This is a genomic window from Pseudomonas sp. R1-6 (assembly GCF_051132115.1).
GTDB lineage: Bacteria > Pseudomonadota > Gammaproteobacteria > Pseudomonadales > Pseudomonadaceae > Aquipseudomonas.
The window spans coordinates 94,466-111,438 of the sequence record NZ_CP071662.1; the positions used below are offsets into that span (position 1 = coordinate 94,466).

At 61.9% G+C, this 16,973-nt stretch carries 16 protein-coding genes; 8 read left to right on the top strand and 8 right to left on the bottom strand.

Translation table 11 applies throughout. The annotated features are described in order from the left end of the window. The first annotated feature begins 106 nt into the window (after positions 1–106). Positions 107–1,003 (top strand): peptidoglycan DD-metalloendopeptidase family protein, encoded by an 897-nt coding sequence (locus J3P81_RS00375; protein ID WP_420767115.1) that lies wholly within the window; start codon positions 107–109, stop codon positions 1,001–1,003. Between the two features lie 144 nt (positions 1,004–1,147). Here J3P81_RS00375 and J3P81_RS00380 read toward each other — a convergent pair whose 3' ends face one another. From J3P81_RS00380 to phoB, 3 genes are all read right to left on the bottom strand, one after another. Further along, entirely contained in the window at positions 1,148–2,488 is a 1,341-nt protein-coding gene (locus J3P81_RS00380) for a hemolysin family protein (RefSeq protein WP_420767116.1), read from the bottom strand. Between the two features lie 122 nt (positions 2,489–2,610). After that, complete coding sequence (gene phoR / locus J3P81_RS00385) at positions 2,611–3,897, bottom strand: phosphate regulon sensor histidine kinase PhoR (RefSeq protein WP_420767174.1); 1,287 nt, start codon at positions 3,895–3,897, stop codon at positions 2,611–2,613. Positions 3,898–3,978: 81 nt separating this feature from the next. Beyond that, entirely contained in the window at positions 3,979–4,668 is a 690-nt protein-coding gene (gene phoB, locus J3P81_RS00390; RefSeq protein ID WP_003177195.1) for a phosphate regulon transcriptional regulator PhoB, read from the bottom strand. A gap of 151 nt (positions 4,669–4,819) precedes the next feature. Between phoB and J3P81_RS00395 the strand changes: the two genes are divergently transcribed. Then, positions 4,820–5,203 carry a COG4315 family predicted lipoprotein gene (locus tag J3P81_RS00395; RefSeq protein ID WP_434561582.1) on the top strand — a complete coding sequence of 128 codons (384 nt, stop codon included), beginning with the start codon at positions 4,820–4,822 and terminating at the stop codon, positions 5,201–5,203. 228 nt (positions 5,204–5,431) lie between these two features. After that, positions 5,432–6,112 (top strand): dual specificity protein phosphatase family protein, encoded by a 681-nt coding sequence (locus J3P81_RS00400; RefSeq protein ID WP_434561584.1) that lies wholly within the window; start codon positions 5,432–5,434, stop codon positions 6,110–6,112. On the opposite strand, the gene J3P81_RS00405 is transcribed toward J3P81_RS00400, so the two are convergent. The 3 genes from J3P81_RS00405 to prlC form a co-directional block, all read right to left on the bottom strand. Beyond that, the gene (locus tag J3P81_RS00405; protein ID WP_434561586.1) at positions 6,088–8,103 is read right to left on the bottom strand and encodes a M3 family metallopeptidase; all 2,016 of its coding nucleotides are present in this window, start codon (positions 8,101–8,103) and stop codon (positions 6,088–6,090) included. The genes J3P81_RS00400 and J3P81_RS00405 overlap by 25 nt on opposite strands. Before the next feature lie 115 nt (positions 8,104–8,218). Continuing rightward, positions 8,219–8,497: a YheV family putative zinc ribbon protein gene (locus tag J3P81_RS00410; protein ID WP_420767120.1), complete on the bottom strand. Its 279-nt coding sequence runs from the start codon at positions 8,495–8,497 to the stop codon at positions 8,219–8,221. Beyond that, entirely contained in the window at positions 8,494–10,545 is a 2,052-nt protein-coding gene (prlC, locus tag J3P81_RS00415) for an oligopeptidase A (RefSeq protein ID WP_434561588.1), read from the bottom strand. Before prlC ends, J3P81_RS00410 begins: the two co-directional genes overlap by 4 nt. Before the next feature lie 99 nt (positions 10,546–10,644). Between prlC and J3P81_RS00420 the strand changes: the two genes are divergently transcribed. From J3P81_RS00420 to J3P81_RS00440, 5 genes are all read left to right on the top strand, one after another. Continuing rightward, a complete protein-coding gene (locus J3P81_RS00420; protein ID WP_420767122.1) occupies positions 10,645–11,190 on the top strand; it encodes a gamma carbonic anhydrase family protein in 546 nt (181 codons plus the stop codon). Positions 11,191–11,218: 28 nt separating this feature from the next. Continuing rightward, positions 11,219–11,869, top strand: a complete 651-nt coding sequence (locus tag J3P81_RS00425) for an HAD family hydrolase (protein ID WP_420767123.1) — start codon at positions 11,219–11,221, stop codon at positions 11,867–11,869. A 296-nt stretch (positions 11,870–12,165) separates the two neighbouring features. Continuing rightward, the gene (locus tag J3P81_RS00430) at positions 12,166–12,600 is read left to right on the top strand and encodes a DcrB-related protein (RefSeq protein WP_420767124.1); all 435 of its coding nucleotides are present in this window, start codon (positions 12,166–12,168) and stop codon (positions 12,598–12,600) included. 24 nt (positions 12,601–12,624) lie between these two features. Beyond that, positions 12,625–13,920 carry a PAAR domain-containing protein gene (locus J3P81_RS00435; protein WP_420767125.1) on the top strand — a complete coding sequence of 432 codons (1,296 nt, stop codon included), beginning with the start codon at positions 12,625–12,627 and terminating at the stop codon, positions 13,918–13,920. Further along, positions 13,917–14,450: a hypothetical protein gene (locus J3P81_RS00440; protein ID WP_420767126.1), complete on the top strand. Its 534-nt coding sequence runs from the start codon at positions 13,917–13,919 to the stop codon at positions 14,448–14,450. The genes J3P81_RS00435 and J3P81_RS00440 overlap by 4 nt, the downstream gene beginning before the upstream one ends. An 81-nt stretch (positions 14,451–14,531) precedes the next feature. Here J3P81_RS00440 and J3P81_RS00445 read toward each other — a convergent pair whose 3' ends face one another. Together J3P81_RS00445 and tssI are read right to left on the bottom strand one after the other, a co-directional pair. Beyond that, positions 14,532–14,954: a DcrB-related protein gene (locus J3P81_RS00445; RefSeq protein ID WP_434561590.1), complete on the bottom strand. Its 423-nt coding sequence runs from the start codon at positions 14,952–14,954 to the stop codon at positions 14,532–14,534. 18 nt (positions 14,955–14,972) lie between these two features. Continuing rightward, positions 14,973–16,910 carry a type VI secretion system tip protein TssI/VgrG gene (tssI, locus tag J3P81_RS00450; protein WP_420767128.1) on the bottom strand — a complete coding sequence of 646 codons (1,938 nt, stop codon included), beginning with the start codon at positions 16,908–16,910 and terminating at the stop codon, positions 14,973–14,975. Positions 16,911–16,973 lie beyond the last annotated feature (63 nt).

Genomic DNA, 16,973 nt, shown 5'->3' on the forward strand with positions numbered 1-16,973 from the left:
TCCAACACCGACCGCTGATCCATTTTTGAAACATCTGCCGACTACGCTGGTCCATCCCAGCTGCTAGGCTGCTTTGCAGGCCTTCATTTCGACAGAATTCTTGCCCATGCTCGTGCCGTTGTTGTTCGCCTGTGGTCTCGTCCTGGCCGCCACCCCGGCCCTGGCCATGACCATCTACAAATCCACCGATGCCAATGGCGTGGTTTCCTATAGCGACCGCCCCAGCAAAGGCGCCCAGGTGTTCGTGTTCCGTGATCGGATGGTCGAACGCCTGGAGCGGCAGGTGTTCCTCGATATCAAGAAGCAGAAGGGCGCGGACGCGGTTTACGTGCGCAATGACCTGTATGCGCCCGTCGAGATCGAGCTGAGTTTCGTCGGGTTGCGCAACGTCAGCGGGGCGCCGAGCCGGCCGATTCGTCGGGTGATGCCGGCGCGCAGCAACCTGCGCCTGGCGCTGCTCACCGCCACCCGGCCCGGCAGGCCCCTCGTGTACACCCCAAGGTTCGAATATTCCCTGGGCGACCCGGCAGGCACCGCGCAGGCGTATCGCTACCCGCTGCCCTGGGTCGGCGGGCCGTTTCGATTGAGCCAGGGTGCCAATGGCCAATACAGCCACTACGGTCCCAAGAACCGCTACGCCATGGACATCGCGATGCCCGAGGGCACGCCGATCATCGCGGCGCGGGGCGGCGTGGTGGTCAAGACCGAAAACTCGCAGACCGGACGCGGCACCGACCCTTCCGGCAACTTCGTGCGCGTGCTGCATGACGACGGGACCATGGGCGTCTATCTGCACCTGCAAAAGGGCTCGGTGAGCGTACGGGAAGGGCAGCGGGTGGCGGTCGGTACGCCGTTGGCGCTCTCGGGAAACACCGGCAACAGCTCCGGCCCGCACCTGCATTTCGTGGTACAGCGCAATACCGGGTTGGGGCTGGTGTCGATTCCCTACCAGTTCAACCAACCGGTGGGCGACCTGCCCAATTTTGCGGTGGGTAAGCAGTAGACGTTCGCGGGGGCTTTTCGTGGCGAGGGAGCTTGCTCCCGCTGGGCCGCGAAGCGGCGCCAAAAGCGACGACTGCTGCGCCCGAAGCGTCGGACCGGCCGAGCGGGAGCAAGCTCCCTCGCCACAGGAGGCCCGCCGGGACGGTCAATCGAGCATCAACACCTTCGCCAGGATGATCTTGGGCCCCTTCATCTTCTTGATGATGATCCGCAGGCCTTCGACTTCCAGCACTTCTTCCTCTTCCGGCACGCGCTTGAGGGTTTCATAGACCAGCCCGGCCAGGGTCTCGGCCTCGATGTGGTCCAGGTCGATCCCCAACAGGCGTTCGACCTTGAACAGTGGCGTGTCGCCGCGCACCAGCAGCTTGCCCGGCTGGTAGGCCAGGATGCCGCGCTCGGCCTTGCGGTGTTCGTCCTGAATGTCGCCCACCAGCACTTCCAGCACGTCTTCCATGGTCAGGTAGCCGATGATGTTGCCATCGGCCTCTTCGACCACGGCGAAGTGCGAGCCGCCCTTGCGGAATTGTTCCAGTAATTGCGACAACGGCATGTGCCGCGACACGCGCTCCAATGGCCGGGTCAGTTCGGCCAGGTTGAACGATTCGGGAATGTGATCCAGGGCCGCCAGTTCCAGCAGCAGGTCCTTGATGTGCAGCAGGCCGACGAACTCCTGGCGCTCGCTGTCGTACACCGGATAACGGCTGAACTTGTGGCGGCGGAACATCGCCAGGATTTCCTTGAGCGGCGCGTTGAACTCCAGCGTCACCAGGTCTTCCCGGGAGTTGGCCCAGTCCACCACTTCCAGCTCGCCCATTTCCACGGCGGAAGCCAGCACGCGCATGCCTTGGTCGCTTGGGTCCTGGCCACGGCTGGAGTGCAGGATCAGCTTCAACTCTTCGCGGCTGTAGTGGTGTTCATGATGAGGCCCGGGCTCGCCTTGGCCGGCGATGCGCAGGATGGCGTTGGCGCTGGCATTGAGCAGGTAGATCGCCGGGTACATGGCCCAATAGAACAGGTACAACGGCGCGGCCGTCCACAAGGACAGCAGCTCGGGTTTGCGAATCGCCCAGGATTTGGGCGCCAGCTCGCCGACCACGATGTGCAGGTAGGAAATGATGAAGAACGCAGTGAAGAACGACACGCCCTTGATCACTTCCGGCGACTCGACGCCGATCGCGCCCAGCAACGGCTCGAGGATATGGGCGAACGCCGGCTCACCGACCCAGCCCAGGCCCAGGGAGGCGAGGGTAATACCCAGCTGGCAAGCCGACAGGTAGGCGTCGAGCTGGCTATGGACAGTGCGCAGGATATGCCCACGCCAGCCATGCTGCTCGGCGATGGCCTCGACCCGGGTCGAGCGCAGCTTGACCATGGCGAACTCCGCCGCAACGAAAAATCCGTTGAGCAGGACCAGGATCAAAGCAAAGAGAATCATGCCGAATTCGGCGAAGAGCGTAACGAGGGACAAGCCAGGGGAAGGGTCCATGATGGAGTTTTGCAGGTTCCGTAAGTGCGTAAGGTTCGAAATCAGTGCCTGAAAAGGCAGGCATAAGTCAGCCAATGTAGCGGCTGACTTGGCGATTGCCTAGAGGGAAGGGCTGGTCGGCGTCACTCGTCGCGGTTGGGAAGGCGCGCCCGAACCACCTGTGCTGGAGCGAAATGGCAGGTGAAGGTGCTGCCGTGACCGGGCACGCTGCTGATTTCCATGCGTGCACGGTGGCGCAGCAAGACGTGTTTGACGATGGCCAGTCCCAGCCCCGTGCCGCCGGTGTTGGAGTTGCGGCTGGAGTCGACCCGGTAGAAGCGTTCGGTCAGGCGCGGCAGGTGCTTGCTGTCGATGCCGATACCGGAATCGCGCACGCTCAGGTGCGCGCCCTGTTCATCGCCCCACCAGCGGACGTGGATCCGTCCTTGTTCGGGCGTGTACTTGACCGCGTTGAACACCAGGTTGGAAAACGCGCTGCGCAGTTCCGCCTCGCTGCCTTTGAGCTGGACGGCCGGGTCGGCTTCGAGGGTGATGGCCTGTTGCTTGGGGCCGGACAGTTCCTGTGCATCCTCGACGATGATCTGCAGAAGTTCGTCGATGGGTACCGGCTGGTTGTCCGACGGGTAATCGGTGGCTTCCAGTTTCGCCAGCAGCAGCAAATCGTTGAGCAAGGTCTGCATGCGCCCGCCTTGTTGCTGCATCTGCTGCAAGGCCCGGCTCCAGCGCGGGTTCACTTCCTCGACGTTGTCGAGCAAGGTTTCCAGGTAACCGCAGATCACCGTCAGCGGGGTACGCAGCTCGTGGGACACGTTGGCGATGAAATCCTTGCGCATCTGTTCCAGCTGATGGATGCGCGTCACGTCCCGCACCAGCATCAAATGCTCGTTGTTGCCGTAGCGGGTGATGTAGAGCTGGATGCGCAATCGATCGTTGGTGGGCGAAGGGATTTCCAGCGGTTCGGCGTAGTTGTCCTGCTCGAAATATTCCTTGAACCGCGGATGGCGAACCAGGTTGGTCACCGGTTGGCCACTGTCCTGGGGGGTCTTGAGGCCCAGCAGGGTTTCGGCGGCGCGGTTCCACCACTCCAGGTTGCCTTCGCTGTCGAGCATGATCACCGCGTCTTTGAGCGCCGCGGTGGATTCCTGGACGCGGTCGATCACCGCTTGCAGGCGGCCACGAACGCGCTGGTCGCGCCGTTGCAGATGATAGATGCTGTCGAACACCTCGCCCCACAGGCCGTAGCCATCGGGCGGGGCTTCGTCGGGTTGGTGCAGGCGCAGCCACTCATGCAGGCGCAGCAATTGCTTGAGGGTCCAGGCAAGGTAAAGCGCCAGCCCCACGGCCAGGCTCCAGCCGTAATATCCGGTGATCAGGCCGATCAACAGGCATCCGGTAACCAGCAACAACATATGGCGGATGAGGGTGCCATGCCAGTTTTGATTCACGTGAACGCGCGTCCTTGTCAGCTTGTCGGGCGGTAAGGGCTCGTATCAGGCCTTTGTCGAGAAACGATACCCGGTGCCGCGCACGGTTTGTACCAGATTCTCGTAGGCATCGCCGAGGGCCTTGCGCAGGCGCCGGATGTGTACGTCCACGGTGCGTTCCTCGACGTACACGTTGCCGCCCCAGACCTGGTCCAGCAGCTGCCCGCGGGTGTAGGCGCGCTCCTGGTGAGTCATGAAGAATTGCAGCAGGCGGTATTCGGTCGGGCCCATCTCGGCGGGCTTGCCGTCGATGGTCACCCGGTGGCTGATCGGGTCGAGCAACAGGCCGCCGACTTCGATGGGCGCTTCGCCATCCGTCGGCCCGGCACGACGCAGCACGGCCTTGAGGCGCGCCACCAGTTCCCGAGGGGAAAACGGCTTGGTGATGTAGTCGTCGGCGCCGACTTCCAGGCCCTGGATCTTGTTGTCCTCTTCGCCCTTGGCGGTGAGCATGATGATCGGAATGTCGCCGGTCAGCTCATCGCGCTTGAGGCGCCGCGCCAATTCGATGCCAGACGTGCCGGGCAGCATCCAGTCCAGCAAAATCAGGTCCGGCTTGCGGTCGACGATGATGGCGTGGGCCTGTTGGGAGTTCTCTGCTTCCATGCAGTCATAGCCGGCCATCTCCAACGCAACGGCGATCATCTCGCGAATGGGCGCCTCGTCGTCGACGATCAGAATGCTCCTGCCAACCATGGGTTAATCCTCTTGTCATTTAACTGTCTTGCGCCGCATTAGATAACGGAATTATTGCAGTCGTGTGACAGTTATTTCCTGAGGCGGCAGCAAAGGGGATTCTGGACTACGCTTTGAGTCCGAATCCTGACAACTGCAAAGGAAGGTTTCCATGACGCGCGTGAATGTTTCTCTCAAAGCCCTGCTGATATCTGCTGCCCTGGTTCTGCCTGGATTGGCGATGGCTGCCGAGCCTGCAATGGAGGAGGATGGCATGTTCACTGACCACAAGGGTATGACCCTTTATACCTTTGCCAAGGACTCGGCCGGCAAGTCCGCATGCAATGGCCAGTGCGCGGTTAATTGGCCGCCGCTGATGGCCGAGAAAGGAGATGAATCCAAGGGGGACTGGACCGTGATCAAGCGTGACGATGACTCGATGCAGTGGGCCTACAAGGGTAAACCACTGTACACCTTCGTAATGGACAAGAAGGCCGGAGACATGACTGGCGACGGCAAGATGGACGGTGCATGGAAAGTGGCCAAGACTAAATGACCTTCGGCGTTCAGATTGCGCTTGTGGAGGCTTGCTCCCGCTGGGCCGGTCCGACGCTTCGGGCGAAGCGGCCCCACAATCCAGCGGTCGCTGCGCTACCGAGCGGGAGCAAGCTTCCTTGAACAACATCGAGCCTTCACGCCACATTGACGTCCCGCTCACGGCTTTTTAACCGACGCCGCCGGAAACTGACCGCCTTAGCCCCCGTGGTCTTCCGGTCGCCGCCCCATGCTCAAGTTCCGTCTTCACCCCGTGTCCTGCCTGGTTCTGCTGCTGATGCTCGCCGCCCCCGCAACCCAGGCTGCGGAGACGACGCAGGCGCGGCCTGCCGAATGGGCCCAGCTGGTGGGAAAGCAGTACAACCTCTACCAGATGTCCCCGACGCTATACCGCAGCGCGTTGCCGGATGAAGGCGCCGTCTCCCTGCTAAAAAGACTTAATATCGGCACGGTCATCAACTTCTTGCCCGATTCGGATGCCAGTTGGCTGGCGGCTCCGGGCATCGAGCGGGTTCAATTGCCTTATCGCACCAATCACGTCGACGACAGCGATATTCTAAAGGCCCTTCGAACCATCGAGGATGCCGAGGCTCATGGCCCGGTGCTCATGCATTGCAAGCATGGCTCGGACCGCACCGGCTTAGTGGCCGCCATGTACAGGATTGTCGTCCAGGGCTGGAGCAAGGAGGACGCGCTGGACGAGATGACCGAGGGCGGCTTCGGTGACAGTCACTCTTTCAAGGACGGGGTCCGCTACGTCATGCGGGTTGACGTGGAGAAACTGCGCACGGCATTGAAGAACGGCGATTGCAGCACCAGCGTTTTTGCCCTGTGCTCGCTCAAGAGCTGGGTCAACTCGACGACGACGGCGCATCATCTCGACCCTCAGACGCTTGTTCCTTCCCGTTGATCGGTCGCCTGCAAGAAATGGGCGATGGATTCGGACAGTGGCCGTGAATCGCCGCGTTCCAATATCGTTTCGCGTAGCGCCTTGCCGGTCTTTCGGTCAAACAACCCGTTGCGCTTGAACCGCTTGAATATGGTCTTGGCCAGGGTTCGGGACCAGGCGTAGGCATAAATCCCGGCGTCATAGCCCGTGACCATGTAATCCAGGCCATTGGGCCAGCGTTCGTTCTCGAACGCCGGCAAATGGCCGACTTGCTCGCGGACCTGATCGAACACTTGCTGGGGCGTCCGCCCGTCGCCGTGGCTGCGGTGCAGCTCCATGTCGAATACCGCAGCGCGCAAAAGCCCCGCATCGACCCAACTGGTTTGGGTCTTCAGATACGTCAGCAATCGGTCGGCGACTTCGTTCGGCAACGATGCCCCGGTCTGGTGGTGCTTCGATACTCGGATCAGAAATTGTTTGGAGAAGCACCACCGTTCGAACAGTTCGCCAGCGAATTCGGCGGCGTCCCGACTGAGCTCGATGATGCCCGACACGTCGCGGTATTCGACCCGGCTCAACACATGGTGCAGGCAATGTCCCAATTCGTGAAAAAGCACTCGTAACTGACGATGGTCCAGCAACAGCGGGGTCGCAGCAAAGCCTTGTGGCAACCAGCCGTTCAGCACTGCCACAGGATAACGAGGCCGCCCCTCGGCGGTGATGCGGCGGTTTCGCAGGGTGCTGGTTTGTGGAAAGCCATTCTGGTCCGCGTGTTCGAAAGGGTCGAAATAGAAATAGCCAACGGTTTCGCCTCGCTCGCTGACCTCGTAAAGCCGCACCTGCGGGTGCCAGGTCGTCACGTCCGCACGCTCGATGATATCCACGCCAAACAGGTCCCGGGCGACCAAAAGCAACCGTGCGAACGTCGGCTCCAACGGGAACCAGGCGCTGACGTCCTGTTCCGAAACGCCGGCCGTTTGCCGACGAAGCTGCTGGGCCAGGTAGAGATAATCCCAAGGCTCCACCTTGCTGAAGCCTTGCGTCCTGGCGAATGCATCGAGCTGCTTCTTGTCCTCGTCGAACGAGGCTTGGTGCTGTTCGAGCTGCCCGTTGAGAAATGTCAGGACCTCCTCTGGTGACTGTGCTTGCTCCGGCTCGATCGCCATCTGCGCGTAATTCGAATAGCCGAGCAGCGTCGCGAATTCATGGCGATCCTTGAGCAACTGGCGCAGCACTCCGTCGTTGTCATAAATCCCGGCATGGGGTCCTTGATCCGAAGCGCGCGTGCTGTAGGCGACGTACATTTGCTTGCGCAGGCTGGAGTCGTCGGCATAGCGGGTGACGATGCGAAACGATTCATCGTCAAGTGTCAGCAACCAACCGGACTGGCCCTGTTCGCGCGCTTGCCTGGCCATTTGCTGCTTGAACGCAACGGGCAGCCCGCCCAGTGCTGCTTCATCCTGGAAGGACTTGCTCCAGGCCTTGTTTGCCTCATGCAAGTGTTCCAAGAAGAGGCTTCGCGCACCCTCCATACGCGCCTTCAAATCTTCCAGGGTTTCCTGCGCGGCGGAGCCCATCCCGTCCCGGTGCCACTGCCGCAGGATTTTTTTCAGCGTTCTTTTCCTGACCGGGGAAAAATGCACGGCGATCTCACTGTCCGCCAGGCGCTGGTAAAGTTGAAACAATTGGGTATTGCGCAGCAGCGATCGCTGGAAATCATCCAGGCACTCCTCGCAGTCGAGTGAAGCCCGCGCCCAGGCCTCGCCACTTCTGGTGGATGCCATGCGGTCCAGTACATAGCCGAAGCCTTTCAGTCGCCCGTGGATTTCGTCCATCGCCAGCACCAGGTCGTCCCAGGTCGGGAAGGGGGCCTGGGTCTCGATGATCTCGGCGACCTTGGCCCGGCTCTCGGCAAGAATCTGGTCAAGGGCCGGGGAGAAGTGTTCGGCCTGGATCTTCGAAAAGGGCGGCAGGTCGTAAGGCTGCAGCAGGGGGTTATCAGCGTGTTGCATGGGGGCTTCCTGTCAGTCGGACGTGTCAGGTCAGTCTGATCAGGAAAGGGGGCAACCTTGCGGTAACTATGTATCGCTTCCGGGCCGAGCGGCCCGGAAGGTGATGCCGAAGATGTCAGTCGGGTTTTTTCTTCAATTTCGGGTTGGGAAAAAACTGCACCGCCTGGACTTTCGCATCGGGCGTCTTGAGCGCCGATGTGTTGACCCGGGTGCCCAATTCCTTGGGCACCGACAGGCCTTGCTCGTTGAGCGTGTCGGAATAACCGCAGGCCACGCATTCGCGATGGGGCACGCCGTCTTCGTTCCACATCATCAACTTGTCCGGCTCGCTGCACGCGGGGCAGACCGCCCCGGCAATAAAGCGTCGTTTGGTAATCACAGGCCCCTCGCTCATGCTGCCGCGTCCTCGCTCAGGCCGCTATGACGCAAGAGTGCGTCAATCGACGGCTCGCGGCCACGGAAGTCGACGAACAGCACCATTGGCTCCTGGGAGCCGCCGCGCGCCAGGATCGCTTCGCGGAAGGCGCGACCGGTGTCGGCGTTGAGCACACCGTCCTCTTCGAACTTGGAGAACGCATCGGCCGACAGCACTTCCGCCCATTTGTAGCTGTAGTAACCCGCCGCGTAGCCGCCAGCAAAGATGTGCGCAAAACTGTTGGGGAAGCGGTTGTAGGCCGGCGGACGCATCACCGACACCTCGTCGCGCACGCCTTCGAGCACTTCCAATACGTTACGGCCGTCGCCGTGGGTGGCGTGCAGCTCGAAGTCGAACAGCGAGAACTCCAACTGGCGAACCATCATCAGGCCGGACTGGAAATTCTTCGCCGCGAGCATTTTCTCCAGCAGGTCCTGGGGTAGCGGTTCGCCGGTTTCATAATGGCCGGAAATCAGCGCCAGGCCTTCGGGTTCCCAGCACCAGTTTTCCATGAACTGGCTAGGCAGCTCCACGGCGTCCCAAGCCACACCGTTGATGCCGGACACGCCGGCATGTTCGACGCGGGTCAACAGGTGATGCAGGCCATGGCCGAACTCGTGGAACAACGTCGTGACTTCGTCGTGGGTCAGCAGCGCCGGCTTGCCGCTGTCGGCCGGGGTGAAGTTGCACACCAGGTTGGCGACCGGGCTTTGCAAGACGCCGTCGACGGTGCGGCGGCGATCACGTGCGCCGTCCATCCAGGCGCCGCCACGCTTGTTGGCGCGGGCATAGAGGTCGAAGAAGAACCGGCCGACGTGCTGGCCGTTTTCCTTGATCTCGAACAGGCGCACATCCGGGTGCCAGCTGTCGAAGCCCTTCAGCTCGGCGATCTCGATCCCATAGAGGCGCTGCACAATGGTGAACAGGCCGCTCAGCACCTTATCGATCGGGAAGTAGGCGCGCAGGGCTTCCTGGGCGACGCTGTAACGCTGCTGGCGGAGTTTCTCACCATAGAAGCCGCTGTCCCAGCTTTGCAGGTCGGGGCAGCCCTGTTCGGCGGCGAACGCTTTCAGTTGCTCCAGGTCCTGGGCGGCAAACGGTTTGCTGCGCTTGGCCAAGTCACGCAGGAAGCTGAGCACCTGATCGCTGGACTCGGCCATCTTGGTCGCCAGGCTCAACTCGGCGAAATTGGCGAAGCCCAGCAGGTGGGCCAGTTCCTGGCGCAGGTCGAGAATCTGTTCCATCACCGGGCCGTTGTCGTTCTGACCGGCGTTCGGGCCCTGGTCCGAGGCGCGGGTGCAGTAGGCCGCGTAGACTTCTTCGCGCAGGGCGCGGTCTTCGGCGTAGGTCATTACGGCGTAATAGCTAGGGAATTCCAGGTTGATCAGCCAGCCATCCAGCCCTTTGGCCTGGGCGGCGGCAGCCATTTGCGCCTTGGCCGAGTCGGTCAGGCCGGCGAGGGCGGCCTCGTCCGTGACGTGCTTGGTCCAGGCCTGGGTTGCGTCGAGCAATTGGTTGGAAAAGCGGCTGCCCAGCTCGGACAACTTGCTTTGCACGTCGGCGTAGCGCTTCTGCTGCTCGGGCGGCAGGTCGATGCCCGACAGGCGGAAATCGCGCAGGGAATGTTCCAGGATGGTTTTTTGCGCCACATCGAAACCGGCCGCCTCGGGGCTGTTCGCCAGGGCCTCGAAGGCCTGGAACAGCTCGCGGTTCTGGCCCAGTTCGGTGGAGTAGGCACTGAGCGCCGGCAGGCACGCCTCGTAGGCTTCGCGCAGTTCGGGGCTGTTGCGCACGGCGTTCAGATGGCTCACCGGGCTCCAGGCCGCGCCGAGGCGATCGTTGAGCTCGTCCATCGCCAATACCAGGCCGGCCCAGGTAGGCTGCTTGACTTGGGTCTTGAGGATTTCGGCGATGGCGGCACGGTTGTCAGCCAGGATCTGCTCGATGGCCGGTTGCACGTGTTCGGCGCGGATCGCCGAGAATGGCGGCAGGTCGTAGGGCTGCAAAAGAGGGTTGTTCACGCTCACGGTTGACACCTTCGCTGGAAGAAACATCGGCCCATCTTAATTACAATCGGCGTTCACCGCAGCTAGCAGCGCCTATCACCCGATAAGAGAGAGCCTATCGTGACCCTTCGCACGTACCAGAATCACAGCCCGCGGCTTGCCCGTGGGGCTTTTGTCGACAGCACCGCGGTGGTGATCGGCGACGTCGAAATCGGCGAAGACAGCTCCGTCTGGCCGCTGACGGTCATCCGCGGCGACATGCACCGCATCCGTATTGGCGCGCGCACCAGCGTCCAGGACGGCTGCGTGCTGCACATCACCCACGCCGGCCCGTTCAACCCCGATGGCTTTCCGTTATTGATCGGCGATGACGTGACCATCGCCCACAAAGTCATGCTCCATGGTTGCGCCGTCGGCAGTCGAATTCTGATCGGCATGGGCAGCATCGTCATGGACGGCGCGGTGGTCGAGGACGACGTCATCATTGGCGCCGGCAGCCTCGTGCCGCCGGGCAAGCGCCTGGAGAGCGGCTTCCTGTACGTCGGCAGCCCGGTGAAACAGGTCCGCCCCCTGACCGACAAGGAACGCGCATTCTTCACCTACAGCGCGGCGAACTACGTAAAGCTCAAGGACCTGCATCTGGCCGAAGGCTACGACCAGCCCTGAACCGTCCCGCCACTGCCCAGGAATTTTCATGCACTACCAGACTGTACTCTTCGACCTCGACGGCACCCTTACCGACCCCAGGGAAGGCATCACCCGTTCGATCCAGTTCGCCCTGAGCAAACTGGGCATCGACGAACCCGACCTGACCCGCCTCGAACACTTCATCGGCCCGCCTCTGTTGCAGGCTTTCATGCAGTTCTACGGCTTCGATGAAGCGAAAGCCTGGGAGGCGGTGTCTTTCTATCGCGAGCGCTTCAAGGTCACCGGCCTGTACGAAAACCGCGTGTTCGATGGCGTCCTGCCGCTGCTGGAAACCCTCGCCGACCAAAATCGGCAGCTGTACATCGCCACGTCCAAGCCCTGGGTTTTCGCCCGGGAAATTGCCCGCCATTTCGACTTCGCCAAGCACTTCAAAGTGATCTACGGCAGCGAACTGGACGGCACCCGCACCGACAAGGTCGAGCTCATCGCCCATCTCATGGCCGAAGAAAGCCTGGACCCGGCCGCCACCCTGATGATCGGCGATCGCAAACACGACCTGATCGGTGCCCGCAGCAACGGCCTGGACGCGGCAGCAGTGGGGTATGGGTTTGGCAGTTTCGAGGAATTGAGCGCGGAAAACCCGGTGCACCACTTCCAGACGTTGGATGAGCTGCACCGGGCATTCCTGCGAACGTGATCAAGACATCGACAAAGCCTGACAGCTTGCCTAGGGCCCGTGGCGAGGGAGCTTGCTCGCGCTGGGCCGCGCAGCGGCCCTAATAATCTTGCGTTCGCTGCGCAACCGAGCGGGAGCAAGCTCGCTCGTCACGGGACCGAGGGCGTCGTTGGGCCGTCCCTCTGGGTGCTACCTAAAAATGAGACTGGCGTCATGGCCTCGAAAACGCTCTCTCCAGGCACCTTGATTGTTGCCATTCATTGCTTGAAGATCTCTCGCTCGTTGATGCCTCCCTCTGCCTGGAAACGACCCGAATCATGACGCTCTACCGCCTCCACGAAGCCGATCTCGACATCCCTGACAGTTGGCAGGACCAGAGCATCAATATCTTCAAGCTGCCTGCCGTTGGCGGTGCCAAGGAAGCCAGTTTCGTCATCAGCCGCGATCCGAGCCGGGGCGATACGCCGTTCAACGACTATGTCGACCAACAACTGGCGAGCGCCGAACAGCAGTTACCGGGTTTCAAGCTGATCAAGCGTTGGGATTTCTTGCTGCACGAGCGCGCCGCAGTGTTGCTTGATTACAGCTGGCAGCGCGAAGGGCGAGAGTTGATGCTGCGCCAGGTGTTTATCGACCGCCAGCCCGTGGGGCTGATTACCACGCTGACGACAACGCCGAACGATCTCGTGTTTCACGAGCCGGCCTGGAAAGCGGCCATGCATTCCTTCAAGGTCTTGCCGGCGACCGCCTGATCATTCCAGGAAGAAGACAACGCAATGGACATGCTGGCTGCTGCGCGCCTTGGCGATGAAATAGCCCACGGTTTTGGTGTCGCCGCGATGGTCGCCGGTGCCGTGGCCGGGGCATTGATCGGCGCGGCGGTTGTGGCGGCCACCGTGGCGACCGGGGGCGTGGCGCTGGCAATCATGGCCGGTTCGATTGCCGCCGGCGGGTTGTCGATGTTCCAGATCCTCAAGGGCCTGAACACCATTTTCAACTTGCCCGAGCCCACGACAGGGGCGTTGATCATGGGCAGTCTCAACGTGCACATCAACCGACGCAATGCCATGCGCGCTGGCGTCGACATGTCGGCCGGTTGCACGGGGCTGCCAATGAACCATCCGATCTGGCCGTTCCCGGTGCTGATCGCCGAAGGCAGCGCCACGGTCTACATCAATGGGAAACCGGCGGCGCGGTTGCAGAGCAAGATGGTCTGCGGCGCCCACATCAAGACTGGCAGCGCGAATACGTTCATCGGCGGGCCGACGGTCTCGGTGGCGTTTGTTCTCGACATCGAAGGCTGGCTGCACACCGGACTCGAAGCATTGGGGTTGGTGGCCATGGGCGCTGCCGCCGTGTTGGCTGCGATGGCCGGGGCGGCGGCTTTTGCCGGGTTCGTGGTCATCGGTGGCGCCATGATGGGCGGCATGGCGCTGCTGGGCGACCTGGGCGACCGCCTCGGCCCCGGTTATCGCGATCTGCTTCAAGGCATCGCCGGCATGGCGCTGCTGGGGCTGGGGCCGAAAATGGCGCGTCTCGGCGCGGGGCCAAAACCGCGTGTCGCGGCCTACAAGCCGGGCACGACCGAGGCCGATATCATGGCGATCCCCAAGGGCAGCCGGCCACCGCCGAGCGACTATCTCGAAGGCCCATACATCGACAAGCACCTCAAGACCTTCGAGGATGAGGGCGGCAGTTTCCTCTTCACCGCCGACGATATTTCCAACCCCAAATACGGGTCGTTCAACCCGAACAAGTTCGTCATGGCGAAGTCGGACCTGAACGCGGTGGTCGCCGAGTACAAAAAAACCGGTGACGTTTCGGTACTGGAATCGGCCTTGGGTTACGATCCGGGGTCGCTGGTGGGCAAGGACATCTACATGATGAACCTGGACAAGCCCAAGGTGCTGATGCCGACCGGCAACGAGGGCGGCGTGAACTCCCTATGGCGACCTGGCGGCCTGACCCATCCAGGCGGCATGCGCGAAGCCGTGCTGGACAACGTGCCCATCGCCCACGGCAACGACATCAATGCGCTGATGACGACCCGAGACGTAGTGAGAATCCAATGAACAACCCGCAAGACAACGTGCTGCTGTTGGCCCTCGCCAATGATGAATTGGATAAATTCCTGGTGGGCGAGCCGTTCTACTTTCTCGAGGCCAAGAACGACAACGACGAGCCCCAAAACGTAGTCGCGGCGTTCGACCGGTTGATCATGCCCTACTGGCTCCAGACCCATGACCCGAGTTTCCCGGCGCGATTCGTGGCGGGCCTGTTGCGGATGCTGGCGACATATCCAGACCGGACACGGGCGATCTACATCGCTGCCGATTGGGTCTGGTATTACCGTTTCTGCCAGGACAAGCAGCGCCAGCAGCCGCTGGGCCCCTACGGCGATCTGTTCGACGTGGACATGGGCGGCGTCGCCTTGGCCCTCAAGCGCCTGTTGGAAAACCACAAGGCCGAACTGGTGGCCGATACGCGGTGGGCCGGTGCGGCGTGGAACAGCCCGGACGGCATGTGGACGCCCTTGATGCGTTCGGCGGTGATGGTGCGGGACAAGTTGGGCGGGCCGGATTTCGTGCCGGCCAATATCTGAGCCGGCCATTGCCTGGTCAGGACAAAAAGCCGACATCGCAGGTACGAAGCCGCTCTGTAGCGAGGGGTTCACGCCTGCGCATCAAAACGTCAACGAGCCCTTGATCGTCGCCCAGTGCGCTGCCTCGGCATCGCCCAGCTTCTGGGCTTTTACATAGCTCAAGGCAAGCATCTTGCGCGTGCCCGGCAATACCAGCGCCAGTTGATACTGGAAGACCTTCTCGTTGCCCTTGTTGAACTGGCTGCGTAATTCAATGGCTTCGACTTCCTGGTTCGCACCCACGCGCAGGGTGGCGCCCGGCTGGCAGCGCAGGTCCTGGACTTGTTTCTCCAAGCGCTTGAGCTGCTCGTCGAGATTGCTTTGCAAGGTTTCACCCTCGGCCAGCAGGCTGCGGCTGACGATCAGCGACGTGCCCAGTTCAGGGAACTTGAGGATATTGATCGAGGCGTCGAGCAACTCGGCGGGCGGCAGTTGCAGCTGGAATTCGTTGAGGCGGTAAGTCATGGTGCTTGGTTCTCTGAATTAGCCCTTGGGCGCCGGGAACGCGGCGGCGACGTTCGCGTCGATGCTGGCCTTGACGCCCTGGCCGTCCGGCGTGGCGCCGGGGCCGCCGCCATTGTTCAGGTGCAGCACGCCGCCGGTGTTGAATTCGGCATCGCCGCTGGCGTAAAAGCTGATTTGCACGCCGGTCAGGTTGATCTGGCCGCTGGCGTTGAGCTCCAGGATGCTTTCACCGCACACCAGGCGCAGGTTCTCGCCCACTTCGATGACGTAGCTCTGGCTGATGCTGTCGGTCTTGCGCTGGCCCACCGACAAAATGTCCTCCTGCTTGACGATGCGCAGGCGGTTGTTGCCGATGGTCACGGTTTCGTTGTGGCCAATGCTTTTGTTGCGGTCGTGGCCCACCGAATGGCTTTCGTCCACCTCGACCACGATGTCCTGGTTGCGCTCGGCGTGGATGTACAACTGCTCGGCGCCTTTCTTGTCTTCCATGCGGATTTCGTTGAAGTTCGCCGGCGTGCCGCCTTTGCTCGAACGGCTCTTCATGCCGCTCTGGGTGGCATTTTCAGGCAGGTCGTAGGGCACGGTCTGCTCGGCGTTGTAGACACGACCGGTGATGATCGGCCGGTCAGGGTCGCCCTCGAGGAAGCTCACGATGACTTCCTGGCCGATGCGCGGAATCTGCATCGAGCCCCAGTTCTTGCCGGCCCAGGACTGCGACACGCGAATCCAGCACGAGCTGTTTTCGTTGGATTGGTCGTGCCGGTCCCAATAGAAGTGCACCTTCACCCGGCCGAACTGATCGGTCCAGATTTCCTCGCCCTTGGGGCCGACCACCAACGCGGTCTGCGGTCCCTTGACGATGGGCCGGTGGGTGATCGCCATCGGCCGGAAGCTCTGTTGGGCGTCGATACAGGTCAGGCTGCTTTCGAACTGTGCCGAAGGCGCGCCGACGCCGCTCTCGCCGCTTTCCTGGGAGATGTAATAGCGCGCGCCGACGATCAGGTATTCGCGGTTCTGGTCCTGTCGGGTGAAGCCGGTGAGGCTGAACAGATGCCCCGACCCCAGGCCCCGGGCGTTGCCCGCCAGCTCGACCTGCTCGTGCTGGGTCTGCAAGGCTTCGATTCGGGTGCGGGCGTAGTGCTCGCCGTCTTCGCTTTGCACGTAGGTGCCCGGGTAATCGAACAGCGGATAGTCGCCGGCAGCGTGCGGGCGGGGCATGGCCGAGCGCACGTCGATGCGCGCGCTGGGGCGCTGGAAATCATAGTCGTTAAGCTCCAGCGAACCCGGCTGGACTTCCTGGGCCAGGTGCCAGTCGTGGATATGGTCGCGCTCGCGCTGCTGCTCGTTCTTCGGGTAGTAAGGCACCGATCCATAGCCGGGCGCCGTGGTGTGGGCGCCGTAGGCGTCGGCCAGCACCAGCACATGACGGCCCTGTTCATGGCGGAAAAAGTAATAGATGCCTTCCTGTTCCATCAGTCGACTGACGAAATCGAAGCTGGTCTCGCGGTACTGGACGCAGTATTCCCACTCGCGATACGGGCGGCTGAGGGTGTCTTCGAAGTCGGAAAAACCCAGGTCGCGAAACACCTGCTTGATGATCTGCGGGATGGTCAGGTTCTGGAAAATCCGGCAGTCGGAGGTGCGTGTCAGCAACCACAACCAAGGGCGCAGCGTGGCCTGGTAACTGGCGAACTGGCCCTGGTCGACGTTCTGGCTGAAGCGCGCAACGATGCCGTGGAAATGCCTTTCGCCGCCACCGTCCAGCTGAACGCTCACGCACATCGGTTTGCCGAGCACCTGATTGAGGTCGATGGCGTTGTCCAGCGAGTGCAGCTGCAACTCATAGTTGAACAGCCGCCCCAGCTCTTCGCCGCCGCCCATGTCCTTGAGCAACAACACCTCGGGCCCCAGCGGGCTGGTGATCTTGGCCAGGCGTGAGGCTTGGTTGAATAGCATCGGTGATCTCATGTAAAGGGTAATAACTGACGGAACCGAATAGCCCTTGTGGGAGCGAGCCTG

Bases quoted from the DNA above. Each gene is read 5' to 3' on its own strand.
- phoB (WP_003177195.1), bottom strand. From the start codon at position 4,668: ATGGTTGGCAGGAGCATTCTGATCGTCGACGACGAGGCGCCCATTCGC.
- J3P81_RS00375 (WP_420767115.1), top strand. From the start codon at position 107: ATGCTCGTGCCGTTGTTGTTCGCCTGTGGTCTCGTCCTGGCCGCCACC.
- phoR (WP_420767174.1), bottom strand. From the start codon at position 3,897: ATGTTGTTGCTGGTTACCGGATGCCTGTTGATCGGCCTGATCACCGGA.
- J3P81_RS00440 (WP_420767126.1), top strand. From the start codon at position 13,917: ATGAACAACCCGCAAGACAACGTGCTGCTGTTGGCCCTCGCCAATGAT.
- J3P81_RS00400 (WP_434561584.1), top strand. From the start codon at position 5,432: ATGCTCAAGTTCCGTCTTCACCCCGTGTCCTGCCTGGTTCTGCTGCTG.
- tssI (WP_420767128.1), bottom strand. From the start codon at position 16,910: ATGCTATTCAACCAAGCCTCACGCCTGGCCAAGATCACCAGCCCGCTG.
- J3P81_RS00425 (WP_420767123.1), top strand. From the start codon at position 11,219: ATGCACTACCAGACTGTACTCTTCGACCTCGACGGCACCCTTACCGAC.
- J3P81_RS00410 (WP_420767120.1), bottom strand. From the start codon at position 8,497: ATGAGCGAGGGGCCTGTGATTACCAAACGACGCTTTATTGCCGGGGCG.
- J3P81_RS00405 (WP_434561586.1), bottom strand. From the start codon at position 8,103: ATGCAACACGCTGATAACCCCCTGCTGCAGCCTTACGACCTGCCGCCC.
- J3P81_RS00435 (WP_420767125.1), top strand. From the start codon at position 12,625: ATGGACATGCTGGCTGCTGCGCGCCTTGGCGATGAAATAGCCCACGGT.
- J3P81_RS00445 (WP_434561590.1), bottom strand. From the start codon at position 14,954: ATGACTTACCGCCTCAACGAATTCCAGCTGCAACTGCCGCCCGCCGAG.
- J3P81_RS00380 (WP_420767116.1), bottom strand. From the start codon at position 2,488: ATGGACCCTTCCCCTGGCTTGTCCCTCGTTACGCTCTTCGCCGAATTC.
- J3P81_RS00430 (WP_420767124.1), top strand. From the start codon at position 12,166: ATGACGCTCTACCGCCTCCACGAAGCCGATCTCGACATCCCTGACAGT.
- J3P81_RS00395 (WP_434561582.1), top strand. From the start codon at position 4,820: ATGACGCGCGTGAATGTTTCTCTCAAAGCCCTGCTGATATCTGCTGCC.